General features: G+C 37.8%; 15 protein-coding genes. 3 read left to right on the top strand and 12 right to left on the bottom strand.

What is annotated here, in order from left to right:
- Positions 1-144: 144 nt before the first annotated feature.
- The 3 genes from KO473_RS09545 to KO473_RS09535 are packed head-to-tail and all read left to right on the top strand — an operon-like array spanning position 145 to position 2,316.
- Positions 145-564 carry a hypothetical protein gene (locus KO473_RS09545; RefSeq protein ID WP_060385806.1) on the top strand — a complete coding sequence of 140 codons (420 nt, stop codon included), beginning with the start codon at positions 145-147 and terminating at the stop codon, positions 562-564.
- Entirely contained in the window at positions 561-1,772 is a 1,212-nt protein-coding gene (locus KO473_RS09540) for a relaxase (protein ID WP_117940962.1), read from the top strand. The genes KO473_RS09545 and KO473_RS09540 overlap by 4 nt, the downstream gene beginning before the upstream one ends.
- A gap of 4 nt (positions 1,773-1,776) precedes the next feature.
- Positions 1,777-2,316: a hypothetical protein gene (locus KO473_RS09535; protein ID WP_224200231.1), complete on the top strand. Its 540-nt coding sequence runs from the start codon at positions 1,777-1,779 to the stop codon at positions 2,314-2,316.
- 72 nt (positions 2,317-2,388) lie between these two features.
- Here the strand turns inward: KO473_RS09535 and KO473_RS09530 are convergent, their stop codons facing one another.
- The 12 genes from KO473_RS09530 to KO473_RS09475 all read right to left on the bottom strand — a co-directional run bounded on the left by KO473_RS09530 (position 2,389) and on the right by KO473_RS09475 (position 19,825).
- Positions 2,389-3,384: a virulence RhuM family protein gene (locus KO473_RS09530; protein WP_060385803.1), complete on the bottom strand. Its 996-nt coding sequence runs from the start codon at positions 3,382-3,384 to the stop codon at positions 2,389-2,391.
- A gap of 83 nt (positions 3,385-3,467) precedes the next feature.
- The gene (locus KO473_RS09525) at positions 3,468-5,216 is read right to left on the bottom strand and encodes a hypothetical protein (RefSeq protein ID WP_060385802.1); all 1,749 of its coding nucleotides are present in this window, start codon (positions 5,214-5,216) and stop codon (positions 3,468-3,470) included.
- A gap of 55 nt (positions 5,217-5,271) precedes the next feature.
- Complete coding sequence (locus KO473_RS09520; RefSeq protein ID WP_060385801.1) at positions 5,272-7,092, bottom strand: DUF262 domain-containing protein; 1,821 nt, start codon at positions 7,090-7,092, stop codon at positions 5,272-5,274.
- 23 nt (positions 7,093-7,115) lie between these two features.
- Positions 7,116-10,046 (bottom strand): type I restriction endonuclease subunit R, encoded by a 2,931-nt coding sequence (locus tag KO473_RS09515; protein ID WP_216035108.1) that lies wholly within the window; start codon positions 10,044-10,046, stop codon positions 7,116-7,118.
- A gap of 32 nt (positions 10,047-10,078) precedes the next feature.
- Entirely contained in the window at positions 10,079-11,164 is a 1,086-nt protein-coding gene (locus tag KO473_RS09510) for a restriction endonuclease subunit S (protein WP_216035107.1), read from the bottom strand.
- Between the two features lies 1 nt (position 11,165).
- Positions 11,166-12,149 (bottom strand): site-specific tyrosine recombinase/integron integrase, encoded by a 984-nt coding sequence (gene xerA / locus KO473_RS09505; protein ID WP_009018084.1) that lies wholly within the window; start codon positions 12,147-12,149, stop codon positions 11,166-11,168.
- Between the two features lie 99 nt (positions 12,150-12,248).
- Positions 12,249-13,805 (bottom strand): DUF4435 domain-containing protein, encoded by a 1,557-nt coding sequence (locus KO473_RS09500; RefSeq protein ID WP_151858007.1) that lies wholly within the window; start codon positions 13,803-13,805, stop codon positions 12,249-12,251.
- A 12-nt stretch (positions 13,806-13,817) separates the two neighbouring features.
- Complete coding sequence (locus KO473_RS09495; RefSeq protein ID WP_117940958.1) at positions 13,818-14,945, bottom strand: restriction endonuclease subunit S; 1,128 nt, start codon at positions 14,943-14,945, stop codon at positions 13,818-13,820.
- A gap of 1 nt (position 14,946) precedes the next feature.
- Positions 14,947-16,479 (bottom strand): class I SAM-dependent DNA methyltransferase, encoded by a 1,533-nt coding sequence (locus tag KO473_RS09490; protein ID WP_151858005.1) that lies wholly within the window; start codon positions 16,477-16,479, stop codon positions 14,947-14,949.
- Positions 16,480-16,484: 5 nt separating this feature from the next.
- Positions 16,485-17,975: a class I SAM-dependent DNA methyltransferase gene (locus KO473_RS09485; RefSeq protein ID WP_060385797.1), complete on the bottom strand. Its 1,491-nt coding sequence runs from the start codon at positions 17,973-17,975 to the stop codon at positions 16,485-16,487.
- Positions 17,976-18,011: 36 nt separating this feature from the next.
- Positions 18,012-19,385, bottom strand: a complete 1,374-nt coding sequence (locus KO473_RS09480) for an ATP-binding protein (protein ID WP_216035106.1) — start codon at positions 19,383-19,385, stop codon at positions 18,012-18,014.
- 119 nt (positions 19,386-19,504) lie between these two features.
- Complete coding sequence (locus tag KO473_RS09475; protein ID WP_082709292.1) at positions 19,505-19,825, bottom strand: helix-turn-helix domain-containing protein; 321 nt, start codon at positions 19,823-19,825, stop codon at positions 19,505-19,507.
- Positions 19,826-20,964 lie beyond the last annotated feature (1,139 nt).

The raw sequence follows: 20,964 nt of genomic DNA, 5'->3' as shown, positions 1-20,964 counted from the left end.
CATCAACAGGTAACTGTTGCGAGATATGCCAAGGTATAACCTCACTACGTTACGGTTGTACATTGGCGCTCTCGCCTGCTCAGTTCCCTCGCCGGTGCGGTACTCGCAAGCTCGCACCTATTCAACCATTATAAAACGATTCAGATGAAAGAAGATATTGAAAATACATCGGACTCCTCGAAAGAAACCAGAAGTGTCTTCATCGGAGCAAAAGTCACTCCTACTCAGAAGGAGCATATAAAATCACTGGCCGGACAATGCGGCATGACTGTAAGTGACTACATATTATCACGTGCGTATAACTTCAAGCCAAAAGCAAGGCTCACGAAAGAAGAAGCGGTACTGTTACAGAATCTGGACGATTGTCGGTCAGACCTCGTAAAATACACCTCCGCCCTACACGGAATGTCCACAAAGCAGCGCATGGCAATGTTCAATCAGGTTCCGTTTATGGTGGGCTGGCTGAAAGAATTAGGTAATGTGGCTGAAAATATCTGCCAGTTCCTGAATGCTGTAAAAGAGAAGAACAAAATTCCGTCCACCCCTAAATCCGAAGAAGAATGATTGCGAAAGCCAAAGCCATATCGCACGGCATAAACGACCTCCGTTACATTACCGGCGAATCACAGCATAAGAAGCATCCGGAGAAAATCTATCGGGTATTGGATAATCTGTTGTCCTCAGAACCGGATGCTATGGGGATATGGAACTCCATGCAGTTGACCCTATCCCAGCATCAACCGATAAAGAACTCCGTTATCAGAATCGAGCTGAGTCCATCGCCCGAACATACCCAATTCTATGACATCGAAGATTGGCAAAATCTTTGGCAAGATTTCGCCGAGGAGTTCGACAAACAGGTGATTACCGGCAAGGATGGAAAAGTCCGTTCCTATCCGACCAATTTGGCAGGCAGCAAGTACTCGGTTTGGCTTCATACGGAATCCAAAGGCGAAGTTCCCCATCTACATGCTGCGGTCTGCCGTCTGGATGAGAACGGCAACATCAACAATGACCACAACATTCATCTTCGGGCGCAACGTGCTGCCGAACGAGTGGCAAAGAAACGAGGCTGGACGACTGCGGCACAAATCAGAAATCGAAACATTCCACAAGTGAACCGAGACTGCATGAATGTATTGAAAGCAATGTCATCATGGTCATGGGATGAATACAAGAATGCTCTTATACAGAAAGGTTATACCGTCCATGAAAGGGAGGACAAGAAAGGTATTCTTCGTGGTTATGCCCTCATGAATGGGAACACTAAATACAAAGCTTCCGAATTGGGAATCGGCAGGAACCTGATGGTCTCGAAACTTCCTGCGACATGGAAGAAACTGCACCATCAGCCAGCTACCGTCATTAGCAATAATACTCCCCCAACCGTTCAACAGGCAGCGATACAGAAGGTTGCCCCTATTGACTATACCCAATATCTCACATATAGTCAGGATATGATTTCCTATGCCCTCAGTCATGAAGGCAAGGATTACAAATTCTATATCCCGGAAAAAGTACTTGACTGTTTCAATGACGAATTTGATTACAGGTTTATTGCCAACTGTCAGGAACTTACCGATATGGCTGTAGCTATATTTGTCGGACTGATAGATACCCCCAATGTAACAACCGGTGGAGGTGGCGGAGGTTCACAAAGCGATCTCCCGTGGAGAGACAAGGACGAAGACGACTTACAATGGGCACGCAGATGCGCTCGTGCTGCCAGTCGTTCGTTAGGGAAGAAACCGAAAACAGGACTAAAACGATAAGCCTATGAAGCCAAACATGAAAAAGAAATTCGATTTTTCCGCAGAAATGAGTGAAGTGGAATCCATAAAAACCACTCCCAAGAATGAATATCTGGAAGAAGAAAAACGGCTACTCGATATAAATGCCAAGGAACTTGCCAGCCTGAATGACAATGTATATAAGCTGAGAACAGAAGTTGAAAATCTGTCCGGCTCTATACGAGAGTGCAAACCTATCATTTCTGAAGAAATGCAGAAGTTGGCAGTTGAATTTGGAGCAACACTTCTCTGCAATTTTCTTGGTCAGATTGAAAGCAAATGCAAGGAAGCCGAGCGGAGAATAAAGAAAGCCGACAATGCTATCCATATCCCGGCTACCGCATTCTACATTTTGATTATCATTGTAGTCGCTCTGTCTTCTTTTTTCGTGTGCATGATAGTGGCTAATGCAGAGATTTTGCATTCCGGATTGATTTGGAAGGCTGTTATTGGTTGTATTCTTATGGCTGTTTTGGGGATTGGTATAGCTGTAGTTATACAGAAGTTTTCGGATAGAGGCAAATAAACGAAAAGTCTCAATCGGATAGGGATTGCTATCGGTTGAGACTTTATTCTGTATTGTGTCAAAAGCTAACTTTTACTCCCCTTGCTCTAACACCCCTCTGATTTGCTTATCAAAATCAGAATCAATCGGTTGAGTAAGATTAAAAATATCATATTCCTGTTCCGCCTTGGCTTTTGCCTGAACAGCAGAAATACGTCCTTTATCTGGCAAAATCTGATAATCCATAAATGAGAGGAACTTAGCTACACTTTCAGAGAATTGCTCCATATTGAAAGTGTTCCGACGTCTAATAAGGTTTTCAATATATTCGAAGAATGCTGATACAGCAAGCTCCAATTCCTTTATCTTTTTCTCTGGCAGATAGTTCTTTGCAACAGTAACATCCGATTTTAAGATACGTCCATTGGGAGAGTTCTTCCAAGTAGTCAAACCCATATGCTCTTTGGCATGATCCGCATTGTGATACACAATTTCGGCTACCGTCTGCCCTGTAATTGCATAATGAAACCGATTCTGAATCATCGCATAGAAATCGTGTGTTGTTGGCGAGTCTTTGTCATAGTCAATGCTACACTCAGCATATATATCCGTAATCTTCTGCCATATCCTACGCTCACTGGCACGGATGGAACGTATCCGTTCAAGCAACTCCTGAAAATAATCCTGCCCAAACACCGTTTCACCTTGCTTCAAACGGTCATCATTAAGAACAAACCCTTTTTTAATGTATTCATTCAGGATTTTCGTAGTCCATTGACGGAAACGAGTAGCTTGTAGTGAATTTACACGATAACCAACCGAGATAACAGCATCAAGATTATAAAATTGTGTGTTATATATCTTGCCATCCTCGGCAGTATGTGCAAATTTTGCACATACTGAATCCTGCTGTAACTCAGCTGACTCAAATATATTTTTGAGATGCTTGGAAACAACCGTTCTATCCACGCCAAAAAGTTGAGCCATCGCCTTTTGGGTACACCAAAGGGTTTCATCCCTGATGATTACCTGCACCTTTCCTTCCTTTTCCGGAAGATTGTATAATATGAATTGTATTTCTTGTAACATAATAAGGAGCTTAACTAAATAGAATATGATAAAAAAACGGTAGATCTAAAAAATGATGCAACACATATAGCTTTTTGAAAAAACTACTCCCATAAATGTCTAATCATACTTTTTATAGTCTCATTCTCTAATTTCATACTCAGCTGTTTTGACATATCATTATCACCAGCAATGTGTAATGGGTGATTATAAATAATACCTAGTAAATAATAGGTTTCAGGAACTACAATTCCTTGGTCATGAGCATAATTAAGTTTTTCGGTTGTACCATGTGTAATGAGGAACTCTTGTTTATGGGCATCAGCATCAATATAATTATAAGCATTTTCTTCTATCTTAATTCTAATCGAGACACATACCGCCAACGGGTCATATGTCTTACCTGGCTCTAATAAATATTTTCGCAATTCTCTATCAACTTTCTTTTTGAACATTCTTGGTGTTCCCCAATCAAGGTTAAGAGACAACTGCTTAAATTCTTCCGTAATATCAATCGTATCAATATTAGGATGGTAATGTAAATAATATGTATCTACGGCATTTTTAATTAATAAATTCTCCCTTGCACCTATAAATTGAGCCATTTTATCACTAATTTTCCCCTTGTAGTTTTTTAGATAACATATATTCAACCGTTTATCATTAAAACAAAAATGTTTCAAATAATTAGGATCAATATGAGTAAGTAGAATAGGGAATATAATTCTCCTATTTTTTCTATAACTATCAATTAATGTGGATATATAATACTGGAATGCGACAAGATTTGCATCATCTAAATAATCAAAGAATTCATCAATAACAAGGATACAAGCTTTTGATTCCTTATAATGACATTCCATCAACCTAGATATAAAAGTAAGAATATCACGTTGACCATTAGAAATCATATTAGCTTTTGGCCATTCAATTATTAAAGAATGATCTTTGATTGCAGACTTAATTTCAAATCTATCACTTACAGGATTTATCTTTTCAAGAGTTGAGTCTATCTCTACTTGTTTTTTTAGAAAGTTGGCGTACGCCAAAGCTTTTCTATAATTCACTCCCATGCTATTTCTAACATGAATAATTTGCCAAGCGACAAGAAAGACATCTACTATATTATCAAATGCTGAATTTTGTCTTATTATATCACATAAATTAGTTAACTCTTGATTATTGATATCTATAATATTCTCTCTAATAATTTCATCCTTAATACTGTGGGCTGTTTTTCTATTATCGATACTATTAATTTTCGCTATTATTGCATTAAAAGGAGTTTTAAAACGAACCAAACTAAACTCTTCAAAATTTATATTCTCAGAGATACGTATTATTAAGTTATACTGACTATAAATATTGGAGATGTCTGTTAATAGTTTTCCATTAATTCCAAAATCTCGTTTATTCCTAGGAAGTGAATAATCAAAGTTTATTTTTGGGGGAATAGTTTGGATCATTACAGTCGGACTAATATCGTTCGAAGCTCTTGCTATAGTTCTACCACCATATCGTTGAGCAGTAGCTTTAGGTTTAAGCTGACAATTAATCACATATATATCAAATTTACTTGATATAGAGTTATGACTGTCATCTGCTTCTAAATTTTCTCCTGTACTTAACTTTAATCTTAAAATAGGTTTATTAGAATTATCTCCATTATAATAACTACTTTCATCAAGATCTAATTTACTATTTTTAAGAGATTTAAATGCTATAGCTAAAGAAGTCTTTCCAAAGCCGTTAGGCGCAACTAAAATATTAGGACGATTAGGTTGAATAGATTGCTTTAACTCAAAATTTTGCAATCCTTTTATATTTTCTATATGTAGTTCAGTTATTACCATAGATACGATAAATATTATTTACAGAATTTATTAGCTATTTAAAATGACAATCTTGTTAAAGCAAACTAACCCCATAAGCATCCACAGTTTCTTGACTATCTCGACCGGTAACTACTTTTCCTGTTGCTTTTTCTACACGATTCAATAACTTGATTGCTCGATCTATGAAATAAGCATCAAAATCATCTGATGAAAGATAAATATAATTTACCTTGTGAGATTCTATTGCTTCTTGAATCTTAAGTTGGTCTAATCCTTTGTTAGCCATAGTACCTATATAGGTACTTGGTGCATGTCCTCCTATTGAGCGATTGGAAGATGCATAAATTGGAGTCTTATTAATGACAGAATTCCATTTTATACGTGGAAGTTTATTTTTCTCGCAATAAGTTTGAGGGAATATATGATGAATATCAGCATCTTCATCAATGTAAGATGCTATATCCATACGATGCCCTGTCATAAAATCAAGCGGTGAGTCTTGTAAGATAAGTGCCATAATACCTTTGTACGCTGCACTATTCCTAGTCTGCATAGTCAATAAACGAGTTGGTTGTATATTGGAACGATATACAGTTTCTGGCATTTCACCACCTTCCATCCAACGAAATACGCCCATTATATCAGTTGCAAATCTAGCTTCATTGGCACCGCCATATAGTTCACCCATTACGCCACACCAATACCAACGAGACAATAATTCCTGTTTGCTTCCAAGATGCAACATTTTTTTATTTTCGTTGTCGTATGCAAAGATTGCAGCAAGTGGAATAAGTTGTGACGAATATGGAAGATCTCTGGAACGGAAAATCCCCTGATGTACTAAGAAATCAGCTGCATCACAGAAACCTTTAATCAAAGCATCATGATACTTCAAATAATCTTTCAATTCAAGCCTAAGAATGTCTTTTTTCTTACATGTTACAGCCACACGCTCATCATCACCTGAAACCACTCTTTTATAATATGATACCAACAGAGTCATTGCCGCCAAAAAATTAGCACCAGTGATTTCTTTCAATAGCTCGCCATTTACTTTTTGAGCAAAAATATGACGAATGGTCTCCCAATCTTTTCTCAATTCATGTCCTTCAGTAGCAAATGTAGCTGTGACGAGTTCGAAAACCGTAAGAGGTACACCACCAGTGTTTACATTCTCAAAAATCTGACAAACAGCCTCTTTCGGGGTTTCTTTATCAAGCTGAATTATAGGTATGTTATACTCTAAAATTGGGCGAAGAATCTGCTGGGAGAAATCACGGAATAAATTTCTATACTCTCTATCACCTTTGTAATAGTCTTCCATATCATAATGCCAATCTTCCGTATCATTATGAGAAAACGTAATATTTAGGGGAAACATCAGGTTCTCAAATTCCTTCTCTCTTGTGGATAAGTCCAGCGTTACATCACGACCAATATTTGTTGTAAGCTGTTTCTTCTCTGATACAGATATGATTGCTTCCAATCTGTCCGCAGTAGAGTCTAGACATTTACGAATATCTAGATAATAATAGCGTTTGATAATTGTATCTCGATTGGTCTCTAATCGAGTATTAGTTGCTTTCTTACTCTTCAAGACCTGATATAAGGTTGTGAGTCGCTGTTGTCCATCGAGCACAAGCCACTCAGGTGTAACTTCTGATATAGAATTCACTCCCTCAAATGTGCGATACTTAAAACGGATATGCTCACCACCATTAGCCAAAAACATCGCTGCACCCATTGGGAAACCAGATGTGATACTTTCTATTAGTTTACATATCTTCGTGTCATCCCAAACCCAACTACGTTGAAAGTCGGGTAATTGAGCCTTACCTTCTTCAACCATTTTTAGGAGGTCATCAAGTTTCTTATCGTGTGATTCAACAGCCATAACAAATTCATTTTATCAACCGATTAGTAATACATCTCAATATACTGATAAGCCTTATCAAAAACTTCTTGATCTTTAATCTGGTAGTTAACCCACAGAATAGAACGTAGTTTCTTTTTTATCTCTCGCTGAGCTGTAATGCTTTTAAAAGCATCTTTAAACTTACGTACAATAGCTACTACATTTTCATCAATATCAGCAACTACACGTTCTACAATGATAGGTGTATCCTCAGTTTTAATTGATTCAAACAACTCCGTAAGAGCAGCTTTAGCTTGTTCCCTCTTGTCAAGAGGTTGATTTGAGTTTTTTTCTTCTTCAAGCACTTCTTTGGCAAGGGTGAGCAATCCTCGGAGGAAATCAATACTAGTTATAAGATTCTCCTCCATATGACGGCGCAGTTCATCCAACTTCTCAGCAAATACCTTGTAATTAGGGTCTCCATGATGCTCTCCTAACCTCAAACGAAGCATTTTTTCCACTTCCAATATCTTTTTAGGATTGTCTTTGGCTTGCTCCAACACCATATCAATTACATCTCCATCTACCACAAGATCCTCAAGTGGAGTCCCAATATCAATTGTATCAATGTTACGATGAATGATTTCAATGGTTTTAGCACCCAATAAAGTCCATATGAGTGATCCTCCGGTACTAACAGGACGTACACTTTGATATACCTGAGCCAGCCAAGTATAATCCGCCTGATAAGCAGCCAGCATTGCATCCGGGCTTACTGTTTCCCAAGCTTTAGCCAATCGTGAAAAATGTTTTGCAAAATTCGTTTTTGTAGACTCATCAAGTAAACATTGCTGGGCAGCTTGCAAACCTTCCCAACCACCGATTGTCCGGTCTACACCAGGGAAAAAGTCAATACACTCTTGCAAAAATTGAGGTATCAACACTTTTATCTCATCAATATTCTTTACAACCGTTTTTACCGTCTCCTCATCAAAAGCAAGGCTTTTGGCTACATTATCAAATACACCAACGAAATCTACAATCAGACCACATTTCTTATCAACATTGTACTTTCTATTCGTACGGCAAATAGCTTGTAACAACGTATGATCCTTCATTGGTTTATCAAGATACATACATTGCAAAATTGGAGCATCAAAACCTGTCAACAGCTTTGAAGTGACAATCACCATTTTAATCGGTGACAATGGATCACGGAATTGGTCAAGAAGTTTTCTTTCTTGTTCTCTATCACGACAGTATGCCTTATACTCATCAGCTTTATCGCCAGCCGTATGCATAACGATAGTGGTTGCATCTTCCGAACCCAAAAGAGCATCAATCGCTTTCTTATATTTCACACAGCAGTCTCGGTTATATACCACGACTTGAGCTTTCATTCCAGTGGGCTCTACATACTCTTTGAAGTGATTTACAATATAACGTGCGACATCGTTAATTCGCTTCTCCGCTGTAAAAAATGCTTCAACAGAAGTTCGTTTTACTAATTCGTTCTTTTCTTCCTCTGATATTTGATCGGTCAGTTCATCAAACTCTTCTTGTAATTGAGCTTCGTTAAGATGCATCTCTACCGGCACTGTTTGGAAATTCAATTCAAGCGTAGCTCCATCTTCAACAGAATTTTGGAAAGTATACTTTGAAATATATCCACCTTTCTCTAAATCCTCATCAGCTCCAAAAGATTGAAAAGTATTCTTATCTCGTTTATTGATAGGCGTTCCGGTAAGGCCAAAGAAAAATGCATTAGGTAGTGCACTGCGCATTTTTTGTCCTAAATCCTTTTCCTGAGTTCGGTGTGCTTCATCTACCAATAAAATGATATTATCTCTTTCATTCAGTACACTATCAACATCTCCGAACTTGAAAATTGTCGTTATCAAAATCTTGCGCTGATCCTGCTTGAAAAATGCAACTAACTCTTCTTTTGTCTTTGCAGGTTCTATATTGGGAATATCAGCACGAGTAAAATCGCCCGTTATCTGATCTTCCAAATCAATACGGTCATCAACGATAACAACAGTGGGAGCATGTAATTCATTCTGCAAACGTAATTTTTGGGCAGCGAATACCATCAACCATGATTTTCCCGAACCCTGGAAATGCCAAATAAGACCTTTCTTCGGACCTTGTTTCTCACGATATGTGTTTAAGACACGCTGAACAATAGCTTCACCACCTAGATATTGTTGATAACGGCAAACTATTTTTATTTTTTTGCCTGATGATGTTCCTGTAAAAACACTATAGTAACGATATATGTCAAGCAGTCGGTTTGGTTGAGCCAACCCCATTACGTTACTTTTAACCGACTCTATTGTACCATGCTGACGACTTTCATCTTTAAACCAAGGTCCCCATTTGTCAACAGGGGCACAGATGCCGGCATATTGAAGTTCTTTGCCTTCTGTAGCAAAGGTTAATATATTCGGAACAAACATTTCTGGAATGCTCTTTTCGTAATGCAGCATATCAATGGCTCCGTCAGCCCATGTTATCTGAGGACGAACAGGAGATTTTACTTCACCAACACAAACCGGAATTCCATTTATCAGATAAACCAAATCCAAACGTTTACCTCCTTCAACAGAACTACGTGGAAACTCCCATTGATTGGTCACTACACAATAATCTTCGACCGCATCTTCGCTAAAGAATCTGATAGGTATATATTCACCATCCTTTCCAAAAGGCTCTGTGTTTTCATTAAATAACAATGTACGAAAACGGTCATTGGCAGTCACCAATTCATCATAATTACCTCCACAAGTAATAGCAGCACGGAGTTTATAAATAACTTGCTCCGCTTGTTGACGTGTTATTGGATTTAACCTGACAAGAGCTTCCAATAGCCATGATTCAACAAGGACAGAATCAGAACTACGAGGTATATCCTGTGACTTTACATACTGCCAACTACTTTGGGTTGCAGCTTCTATGAGCATTTGCTCCACTGTATTGTCTTCGTTAAACATATCTATGATTTTTATTGTTATCAATTTAATAATTAAGCGATTTTCCTTAATTCGTCACTCTGTATGTCATTCAAATATACTAAAGCTTTTTGAATGACAGATTTTGATTTATCGGCTTGTTTTGCCATCTTGGAAAACTCGATCTGCTTTGCATAGGATGGGCATGGAAACATAAATTTCTGCAAATCCTTTCCATACACATGTGGCTGAGCACCACCTTTTTGCAAACCATATATTTGTTTTTGCATAGCCCTTAAACCAAAATATACGAAAGTCTGATCGGTTTTCTCATCATCTTTAGAGATGATTGTATTGCAGTCAGAAGCGAATATAGGGCAATTCCAGAAGTTAATATATCCCGCATAAGCGCCAGATGCACTAACAGTTATTGCACCAGCCTCTCGATTTGCAACATTATGATAGCAACTAGGTTCTTGACCTCCTGCCACGACAGGAACTTCTCCAGGTAGAACATCATTTCTTGTTATCGTAGCACCTTTCTCGATATTGCAAATATCTCCAAGAGGTACTTGATTATCGCCCTTAAACATCTCGATAAATTGCGATTTGAAGTCGCCAAATTTTGATTTATCTGCCTGAGAGGCGATGGCCGATAAAGTCTCTCGAACATCTTTGTCGGGGAAGGGAACCTCGACTTTATCAAGCATCTTTTGCGTGATTTGGTTCATTGTTGAGGACTTTCCCTCACTAACACGTTCTCTGAAATCTTGAGATTGGAAATAGAGGTACAAGTATTTTGCCTCGGCAGAACGTATTATAGTCATGAACGCACCAAAAGTCATTGGTTCATTAATGTCGGGAATCATAGCCACTTTACCTACAAGTGAAGCACTTCCATTACGGCTGCACATCAGGATATCGTCTTCTTTCACGAAGAGGCTTTCTTTGATTGGCGCATTAACCCTGACAATATCTGAAAAGGATATTTTCCCATCTTGTATGTTACCAGACCTAAGCACAATGGTACCATCATCACAAATTTGTTCGGGCTTATAAGTTAAGCCTATGGAATATTCTGCCAATTCTGAAAGTCTTTTTGTTGGCCAGCCTTTCGGGTTGTTTCTTGGATCACCCACCATCTCGATAAATTGCGACATACTATCCAATAAATTTACGGTGAGACATTTTTACATTTGTCTGATTCACCATAGCATATTGCAATGTTGTATCAAGACTTTGATGCCCTAAGAGATGCTGCACCTGCTCTATAGGCATACCTTTATCTATCGCCATTGTTGCCAACGTTCGACGAAATTTATGAGGATGTACCTTAGGAATATTCAATTCACGTCCCAATCGACGTAACCGAATTTCCACGCCACTTATCTGTAGGCGGTCATAAGGTGCTAATAACGAGACAAACAGAGCCGGATTATCATCTATCCGCTCTGCAAAATAACGTTGTAAATGTATCTTTGTACGAGCATCGAAATAAACTCGGCGTTGTTTATCTCCCTTACCGGTAACGATACATTCCCTATTTTCAAAATCTATATCGTTCCTATTAAGTTTGACCAACTCACCGACACGCATACCAGTAGAAGCTAACAAATCTATCAAGGCTAAATCGCGAATGCCTTCGCAATGGTCTCGCATTTGTTCCAAAGCTTCATCGGAGTATGTTTCTTTGACTGTTTTCCCGACTTTTACTTTATGAATCCGACGTACCGGGCTCTTGACAATATAATCTTCATCCTCAAGCCATGAAAAGAAACTTGACAAAATGCGACGTATATTGTCTACCGTAACCTTTGTTGCCCCACTTGTTAGTTGGTAGTCATTTAGATAACTACGCAAATCATCCGTCGTAATATGACGAATATTTTTTCCTATTTTCCTGATTGCATTATTTAACGTACTTCGATAATAGTGCATCGACTTATCCGAACATCCTTCAACTCTTTTGGCCGATAAAAAGATATCTATCAACTCACTATTTCCACTACACTCTTCATTGTTCTTAGAAGATACGTTGATATCACGAAAAGTATAATCCAATACCTTTCGCAATTGACTCATTTGCTCGTTGTTTAAAACTCCCAGCATAGCCTGCTCTATGTCATTAATCAGATTCTCTATCATATTATTAATAAATTAGTTATCCAATTAAGCTGCAGTATCAACGTATCTATCTATTCTAGCCGTTTATTAAGCTCTTTATTCTAAGGGAATAACTTAAATTCAATCAATCTTTGGCAAGTATCCCAATAATGCACTTATAATCTCATCTCGTTTTTCTCCTTTTATCAAATCAAGTACTACTTGCGGATATTTCTTTTTAAGACCGATTATACCAGTAACTCGTTGACACATTCCCTTATGGTTAAACACATTCAACATTTTTTTATAATCCCTTTCTGCAATAATATCTGAGATATTTGTTTCAGTCTGAACAAATATCGCATTTACATCAATTTCAGAAATATGATTATTTAAGTCGTTTTGTATATCTTCGCCTTTATTGCCTTTAGATGAAAAACAATTTAGTTTGTGTCTTATTTCTTTTATACAAATAGAGTTGACTATGTCATATTTACCTTGCTCCATTTGTTCAAAAAGAAAATCACTTACTTTTTGAAATGCTTCATTCTCATTATCACCTATTTGCTTGGCCGCAAGTTTAATCAAAGGTTCTATGAGAAATAAGTTCTCCACTTCTAACACATCCAATGTATATATATTCTGTTTTAGATAACTATCTTTCTCAATATCAGCTAAAAAGTCATGATCAATTAACCCCTTTACATCATATGTGTGCAAAGACTTTACTTTTTCATTATTAAATGCCTTTGTCAACTCTATAACTTTTCGACAATTATCACATGGGATGACCAAATAATTACCGAAAACTTCTTTATATAAAGGCAAATCATAACTAGTTTTTCCCCCTTCCACAAACAGAATGGGACTTCTAGTACCTAATACTTCCAAGAAAAGAGCTTCTGGAATGTCATCATTATCTTCTATCTGATAAATTTCCCAACTATCATGTCCATCATATGACTGCACCCATATCTTGGTTGCTGTTTTCCTTGAGGTTGCAAAATTTAAGTCATGGGTTATATAAACAAAAGTCTTATTGGGACAATACCTTTCAATCTCACCCCAAAGCCTTTTCATTATAGATGTATGAAGGTGAATTTCCGGTTCATCAACAACAATAATATAATCATCAGGAGTTATTAAGCATTGCGCAATAAGATAGAGACAAACCCTTTCTCCATCAGACATAGAACCTGCCTTATATAACTCCTCTTTGTACTTTGCTTTTGCTTCAAATTTCTCTAGAACAAGCTCTCTTTGTGGTAATACTTGGTTCCAAATCATCTTGATTTTTTCAACTATTGTCTCATATCTATTGGGCTTATCCCCTTTATCGCACAAATCCTTAAATACTCGAAGTTCATCAGTCTCCCTAGAAAAGACACTTGATAAAACACTTTCATAATCATTTACTAGTGTAGATGTTTCTTTTCCCCACTTCCATTTATAACCTTTATCTGTTTGAGTGGGATTGCCATAGAATATATTTTTCCATGCAGCCTCTTCATTTATAATGTTAATAGTATCAGGAATAGATAATGCACGTTGAGCAGAGATACGTAAAACTTTATCATTATTTTTTTCAATCCATGCTCCCAAATGACTTTTTCCACTACCATTCGCCCCAACAAGCACATACGATTGTGTACTTGACACATCACCTATTTGGGGAAATTTTACTGTTCTGTCAATCATATGGCTATAATTTTAATTGTTAATTAAACTTTTAATTACTTTATCTATTGCATCTATTGATTTACGCAATTCAAATTTTGATTTGTCGGCTTGTCTATATATTGCTTCAAAACGCCTTTGTTCCTCTATCGCAGGCAACCCAACCATAAAATGGTTCAGATATGAAGCACTAACTCTTTTCTGACCGCCTGTTCCAGACATATTTTTTGCAGCACGCTCACGAAATATAGGCATTCGTGTTAATGTTAACAGCCAATAAGGACTAGATATTCCGTTAATTGGCCGCAATACATGAAATTCTGTAGATCCCACTCCTATTCCATTTGTAAGTCCATAAGCAATAGCACCTTTCCCATTCTCCATACAAGGTGTAATCTTGGCAAACAAGACATCATTATTCTCAAAATATGTAAAGCCCTTTTTTACTTTTCCATATTCTTCGTCAGCCATATCTACCAAATATCCATCCTCACTTACCGCCGGCATAGGAATAAAAGAGACTTTATCTGTGTCGCAAAGAGCAATGTTAGGTCGTCTTGGATTAATAATACAGCATTGTCCTAACCTCTTCAACTCATTCTTCTGTTTTGAAGAAAGAGGATTTCCAAACATCTCGATAAATTGCGATTTCACCATTTCATCAGTGGCATCAAGTAGCTTTTTATAGGCCTCCTTCAATCGATAGGCTGCCCATAATTTATCAGCAAGAATTTTTTGTTCCTCTAATGGAGGTAATTCGAACTCATAATCAGCCAAATGCTCCCATTTTACACGAGGTGATAGAGATCCAGCAGAGCCTCTATTAGCATAATCAAAAAATACAGGTGTTTGAATTATGAAAGGCAATAACTCAGGCACCATTTTCCCTTCTATTGCTTCTATTACAGTTATGTCGCCTGAGCATATACCATCAAATTCAGCAATTGCAGCCTTACGTTGATAAGCTCGACGTCTACCAAATAAGACTTGTCCCTTTACAAACCTTTTTGAAAAAGTATTATCTGTATTTATATCATATGCATCAAAACGTATTTCATCAGGGATAAGATGTTCCAAACCAACTATAGGAACATCCTGTTTACTTTTTGTCCATTTAAGTCGACTTTCACGAGCGACATCACCTAATTTTACTACACCCATACTATTTAATCAACTTAATTAACTCATCCATTTCATTTATACATTGACTATGAGAGGAAATCCAAACATTTATAGCATCCTCTTTAGAGACAGTAAGTGCATCCTGTAGTACACTTTGATATGCATACAATGATATATTCAGATTAAACTTCTTTTCTCTAATTTCATCATTACTTACAATTCTTGAGAAGCCATCCAATTCTCTATTTTGCTGGTATGCATTTACAATCTTTTGTATATGCTCTGCCAACAACATACTCTCTGCATTTTTTCTTGTAACTTCATTCACAGCATTTATCATCAAAACTCGATTCTTTTTGCTATTAGCCTTTGAGCAGTTACATATTAATATGCAAGCTTCCATAGGAGAATTATAAAACAAGTTTGCTCCCAAACCTATTATACAATCAAGTATATCCATTTCAACGAGTTTCTTTCGTAATTCTAATTCTTCATCACGAAATAGTACACCATGGGGGAAAAGAATCGCACATCTTCCCTGAGTTTCATTCATTGAAGCTATGATATGCTGAAGAAATGCATAATCAGCTCTTCCCTGAGGAGGTGTTCCCAAGAAATTACGTCCCCACTTATCATTCATGAATTTTTCACGATTCCATTCTTTGATTGAATAAGGAGGATTTGCCAGAACAATGTCGAACTTACGAAGATGGCTGCCATCCAAGAATGCAGGATGCTCCAACGTATCTGCACATGCAATCGAAAAATCTTCAACTCCATTCAAATAAAGATTCATTCGTGCAATAGAAGAAGTCAAGCCATTCACCTCTTGTCCGAACACCTGTACACTCTGCCACTCTGCACCTTTGTTGCGAAGATAGTCTAAACATTTAACCAACATACCCCCGGAACCACAAGTTGGGTCATAAATGCTTTCATTCGGTTGTGGCTGCAGTATCTCAGCCATAAGTTGAACGACTGTTCTATTCGTATAGAACTCCTGAGCAGTATTTCCGGCATCATCGGCAAACTTTCCAACAAGGTATTCGTATGCCTGCCCCATCTCATCGGCAGGACAAGCCTTTAGGCTCAACGTATATTTAGAAAAATCCTCAATCAACGAAGTAATGATATTATCAGGCATCTTCGCCTTATTGGTCCAGCCATCCTTAGGTCCGAAAATACCTTCTAATCCTCCGATTTTTCTACCATCCATTTCCTTAGCAGGATTGGCTTGCTCAATGGCAATAAATGCTTCGACTAATTTATTACCAACATTTTCCGTCACCTCACGAACATCTCTCCAGTGCGCACCATCAGGAATACGGATGGGGAGATCTTCTACTTGCATACCTGCATACTCAACTCCTCCTTCACACACAAAACCTTCAAACTGTTCATCATAAACATCGGAAATGCGTTTAAAAAAAAGCAAAGGGAAAATATACTCTTTATATCCAGCCGCATCAATCTGGCCACGCAAATGAGTGGCAGCTGCCCAAAGAAAACCTTTAAGTTCATCGAGCGTAATAGGGTCGTCCGGATGACGATATTGTTTTACTTTTTCTGCCATATTGATTATGCGTTAATGAGTAATGAAAATTCTTCCTCCAACCGCTTTACCTCTTCATATGCGTGCTTGAACTCAGCCAACACTTCCGCATAAGGACGAATTTCCTCCTTGTGGTAAACCACATAGCGATTGGGCGAAAGATTATACTCTTTATCTCTTATCTCCTGCAATGTAACGATTCGAGAATAGTCCTCTTCATCGGAGTAATTTTGATAAAGTGAATATAACCTATCTATATCATTCTCTTCTAAAATATTCTGCGCTCTCTTTTGAGTTAGAATTTTGGAACCATCTATCATCAAAATCCGTCCGGAATGATGAGCCGGTTTCATTCTTCGTATTATCAAAAAGCACGGTGAAAGTCCAGTACCATAAAACAATTTATCTCCTAAAGTCACAACAGCTTCAATCAAATCACTTTCGACTAACTGCTTTCGTATTTCAGTTTCTTGATTTCGGAACAAAATTCCTTGTGGCATTACAACAGCCATACGACCTTGCCCTGAAACCATAGAACATATCATGTGCTGAATCCATGCATAATCGCCACAACTATCACTCGGTGTACCGTATATATTGCGCTTATATTTATCTGAACTCCATTCTGTTGCTCCCCAATTTTCAAGAGAAAATGGAGGATTTGCTATAACACAATCGAATTTGGCGATATTACCACCTTGAAGAATTTTTGGGTCCCTCAATGTGTCGCCTTGCATTACATTAAAATCAGATGCACCATGAAGGAATAGATTCATTTTAGCAATGGCCGCATTCACGACATTCTTCTCTTGTCCGAATATACTTCCACAGCAAAGAGAATCATCGTGCATATATCGTATAGCTTCGATAAGCATTCCTCCACTACCACAAGCAGGATCATATACAGTTTCCCCCGGTTGCGGATCGAGAATATGCACTAATAATCTCACAACAGAACGAGGAGTATAAAACTCTCCAGCTTGAGCCTTACTATCATCGGCAAACTTCTTCAATAATATTTCATAAGCATCACCCATTAAGTCCGCAGGGTAATCCTTATTACCAAGTTTTCGTTTTGATAGATGTTCTATCAGGTCACGAATCTTGCTATCATTGAGAATTGCTTTGTTAGTCCATTTCTGAGATGAAAACATAGATAGCACCCCATACAATGTATCTGGGTTTGCTATCTCTATCTGCCTCATAGCACCGACTATGGCAGCTCCAAAATTTTCTGTACGCTCTCGGACTTCTTGCCAATGACAACCATCAGGAATAACAAAACGATGTTGCTCTGGCAGAGATGCATACTCCTTATCACCACCACTTGATATTAAAGCTTCTTCTGTTTCTTCATCATAGACATCAGATATCCGCTTGTAATAAAGCAAAGGCGTGATATAATCCTTAAAATTATCTTGGCTTACAGGACCGCGTATTATATTACAGGCCTCAAACAAAAAATTATATAAGTCCTGTGCACCTGTAAGTTCTTTATTTATTGTTTTTTTTGCCATCTAATAACTCTGTCAAATAGTGGATTTGAGATTCCTTTATTTCATTAACTCAACAACATCTTCCGGCAACATTGCATTCCCAGCATCATCTTTCGGAGCGTTCTTAAAGAACAGCACCGGAACGATGGTGTAGTTCTTAGCAAACGGCAGCAGATTAGCTTTGCGGAGAAGTGCAGCAGTTAGCTGTTTGTCATTCTCTCCTGTTGTCCATTTGCATTCTCCGACCAACAGAGACTTTTTATCAAGCGATTCAGTCATTACATCGAACTCGACCTGTTCCGGCTTCTTATCCTCATTGAGAACAGAGCCCCACCAACGTTTTGCTTTTCCATAAACTACTCCATTAACAAGATTTCCTGTGACAGCATCCCGACACAGTTTTTCCCACTGCATACTCACATACTCAGAGTAATGAGCAGTCAGAGCCTGTTCTATGGGTAAACGACGACCAAGTTCAATGAACGAACGATTAGGAACAACAAACTGATAGTAGAACGCCATAAACGGATCGGCTATCTTGTAAAGACTCTTTTTCGCATTCTTTTCATCAATCCCAAACGGAACATCTTTCTCCAAAAATCCGAGATCAATAAGTTTCTTCAATGGACGCGACAGGTTGGTTGCAGGCTCATTGCATCTTGCGGCAATCTCAGAAAGCCGATTTGCGCCAGTACCGATATAAGACATTATCGTCGAAGTCTTAACAATATCCTTTACATCGTCCTGAAACAATTTTATCGGTTCTTCGTAAAGAGTCCCATTTACAGAAAGGATATTGTGCCACAAAGCATCATTAAGTGAATTTTGGTTTTCCCTTAGTTCCCAATAACGCGGCACACCTCCCCAAACAGCATATTCTTCAATGGCATTCATCGCATCAAGGCTCAAAGCCTCTTGAATATATGGCAAACGTATCGGTGCAAGTTTCATGATCTCATCAGCACGACCATAGAGAGGTGCAGTAGAATCAAGAAACAATCCATACATCATATTTTGTGACGAACCGCAAAGCACAAGATTATACTTCAACTGCTTTTCATCAACCAGTTTTTGCAGCACAGACGGCAGTTCAGAAGATTGCTCTACAAGATACGGAAACTCATCCAAACATAAAGTAAAACGCTTGTCTGTTCGATAATTGACCGCGCGAAACATAGATTCCCAATCCGGATATGTCAGTTTGTCGAAATCCGGGAACACTTGTGCTATTACTTTTGCTAGCAATACTCTCTGATGTTGCCCTTCAGAACGGTCAGCAAGGAAGTAAACATCATTTTCTGACAACACCCTTTTAATGAGCGTTGACTTACCCAGCCGTCTGCGACCGTACATCACGACTAACGAGGATTTCTCTCTCGCAAGAGCATCTTTCAGTCGTGCTGCTTCATCTATTCTATCAACGAATTTCATACGCCTTATTTATTATGCATTGCAAACATAATGTTTTTACTACATAACACAAAATTTAAAACCATGTTTTTTATCCCAACAGAACAAATTACAATTAATGTATAGGAGAACATACGCATCTATACCTTTTTTGAAGCTCGTTTCCTTGTCTTCAAACTCAAATCCTGCAAAGCTTTTCCCAATTTGTCTTCTTTGGCCAACCACAGAATATCATCGTCAAGTTGCAAAGCATACAGCACACGCAAGTAGATTCCGATTGCTACTGTTGATGCACCTTTCTCTATTCGGGACACAGTCAAAGGAGAGCAAGTAGCGCGTTCCGCAATCTGAGCCACACTCAAATTCCTGCGCAAACGAGCTAGTTTAATCTGTTCTCCCACAATCGACATCTTCTGCATCAATTTTCGGGGCAGCTTAGTCCCCATTGTATTTTTAGCCATAGTCAACCTATCATATAATATGCAAAGATATTACTTTCTATCTATTTAATGATGTATTAAAAGGGAAAATCTCAAAACTAGAAGAGATGGCTAAAACAAGTACAATATAACAGTTCTACACTTTTTCAAACGAATCACAACCATTATACAACACTTTTCCAAGCGAATCCAATGTCTTTGCAGCAGATTCCGAGAAGCATTTTTGGAAAAGTGCGAAAGACAAGGTGATTTTGCTTTGGAAAAATGTAAATGTTATCATATTGTTTGTAAGTGCCAATACACCCATATAACAAACAATATATTATTCGTTACATAAACACAAATCTCAAGATTAGATTGGCTATTCAAAATGAAAACTAACTTTACTTTATCCTCGTATTCATGTATACGTGCATTAAAGTAAAGCTAACAAAGGGAGAAAAGAGATGACTTCGCTAAAGCCGAACCGAACCATATCTGCCGACTTTCTCTTTTGGTTGCAAAATACACAGAAATCCTGCTCACAAAACAGATATGATTCGAGCCCTTGTCAAGCTACAAAAGACAACCAGAAAATCTGTGAATCCATCTCTGATTTTACAGCTACAATCGGCGAAATAATCACCGATATGCCTTATCTTTGCGAACCGGAGGTTTCGGAACAAAAGAGAGCCATTTTCCTCTTTTTCCCTTCGTTTGAAGACAAACTAAGGTTAAAATCGTTAAATCTTCGATTTTCGGCGAAAAAACAAGTAAATTTTTGAGCCTTCTATCTTTTAAGCCATAAAATATTGATAGTCAATTAGCATAATATGCTGCATCGGCAAATAGAAGCCGATAAAAAGCAATTAATCCTTATTAGTGACGATAGTTTGAGATTGTACCAAAACTTATGTAGGCTAATTTTTGCCTACATAACAGCTTGCATTAGAATAGAGGTTATCCACTATTTTGTTTATTCCTGCCTTTCACCCGGTTAATTCCCTATTCACCAATAATTTAATAATAAGTATTTTAATGCTAACCACTTCATATATGGCAATAAAAAAAGGCTATCTATCCCAGACAGCCAATCTTTTGTTAACCTTAAATCTAATACTATGAAAAACACATTGCAAAGATACGGACTTCTGGTAATTTTGCAAATTTGCAAAGCAAAA

The organism is Bacteroides sp. HF-4919 (assembly GCF_018860125.1).
Note: the sequence above shows the minus strand (reverse complement) of the source record. Positions and strands in the feature narration are given on the sequence as shown.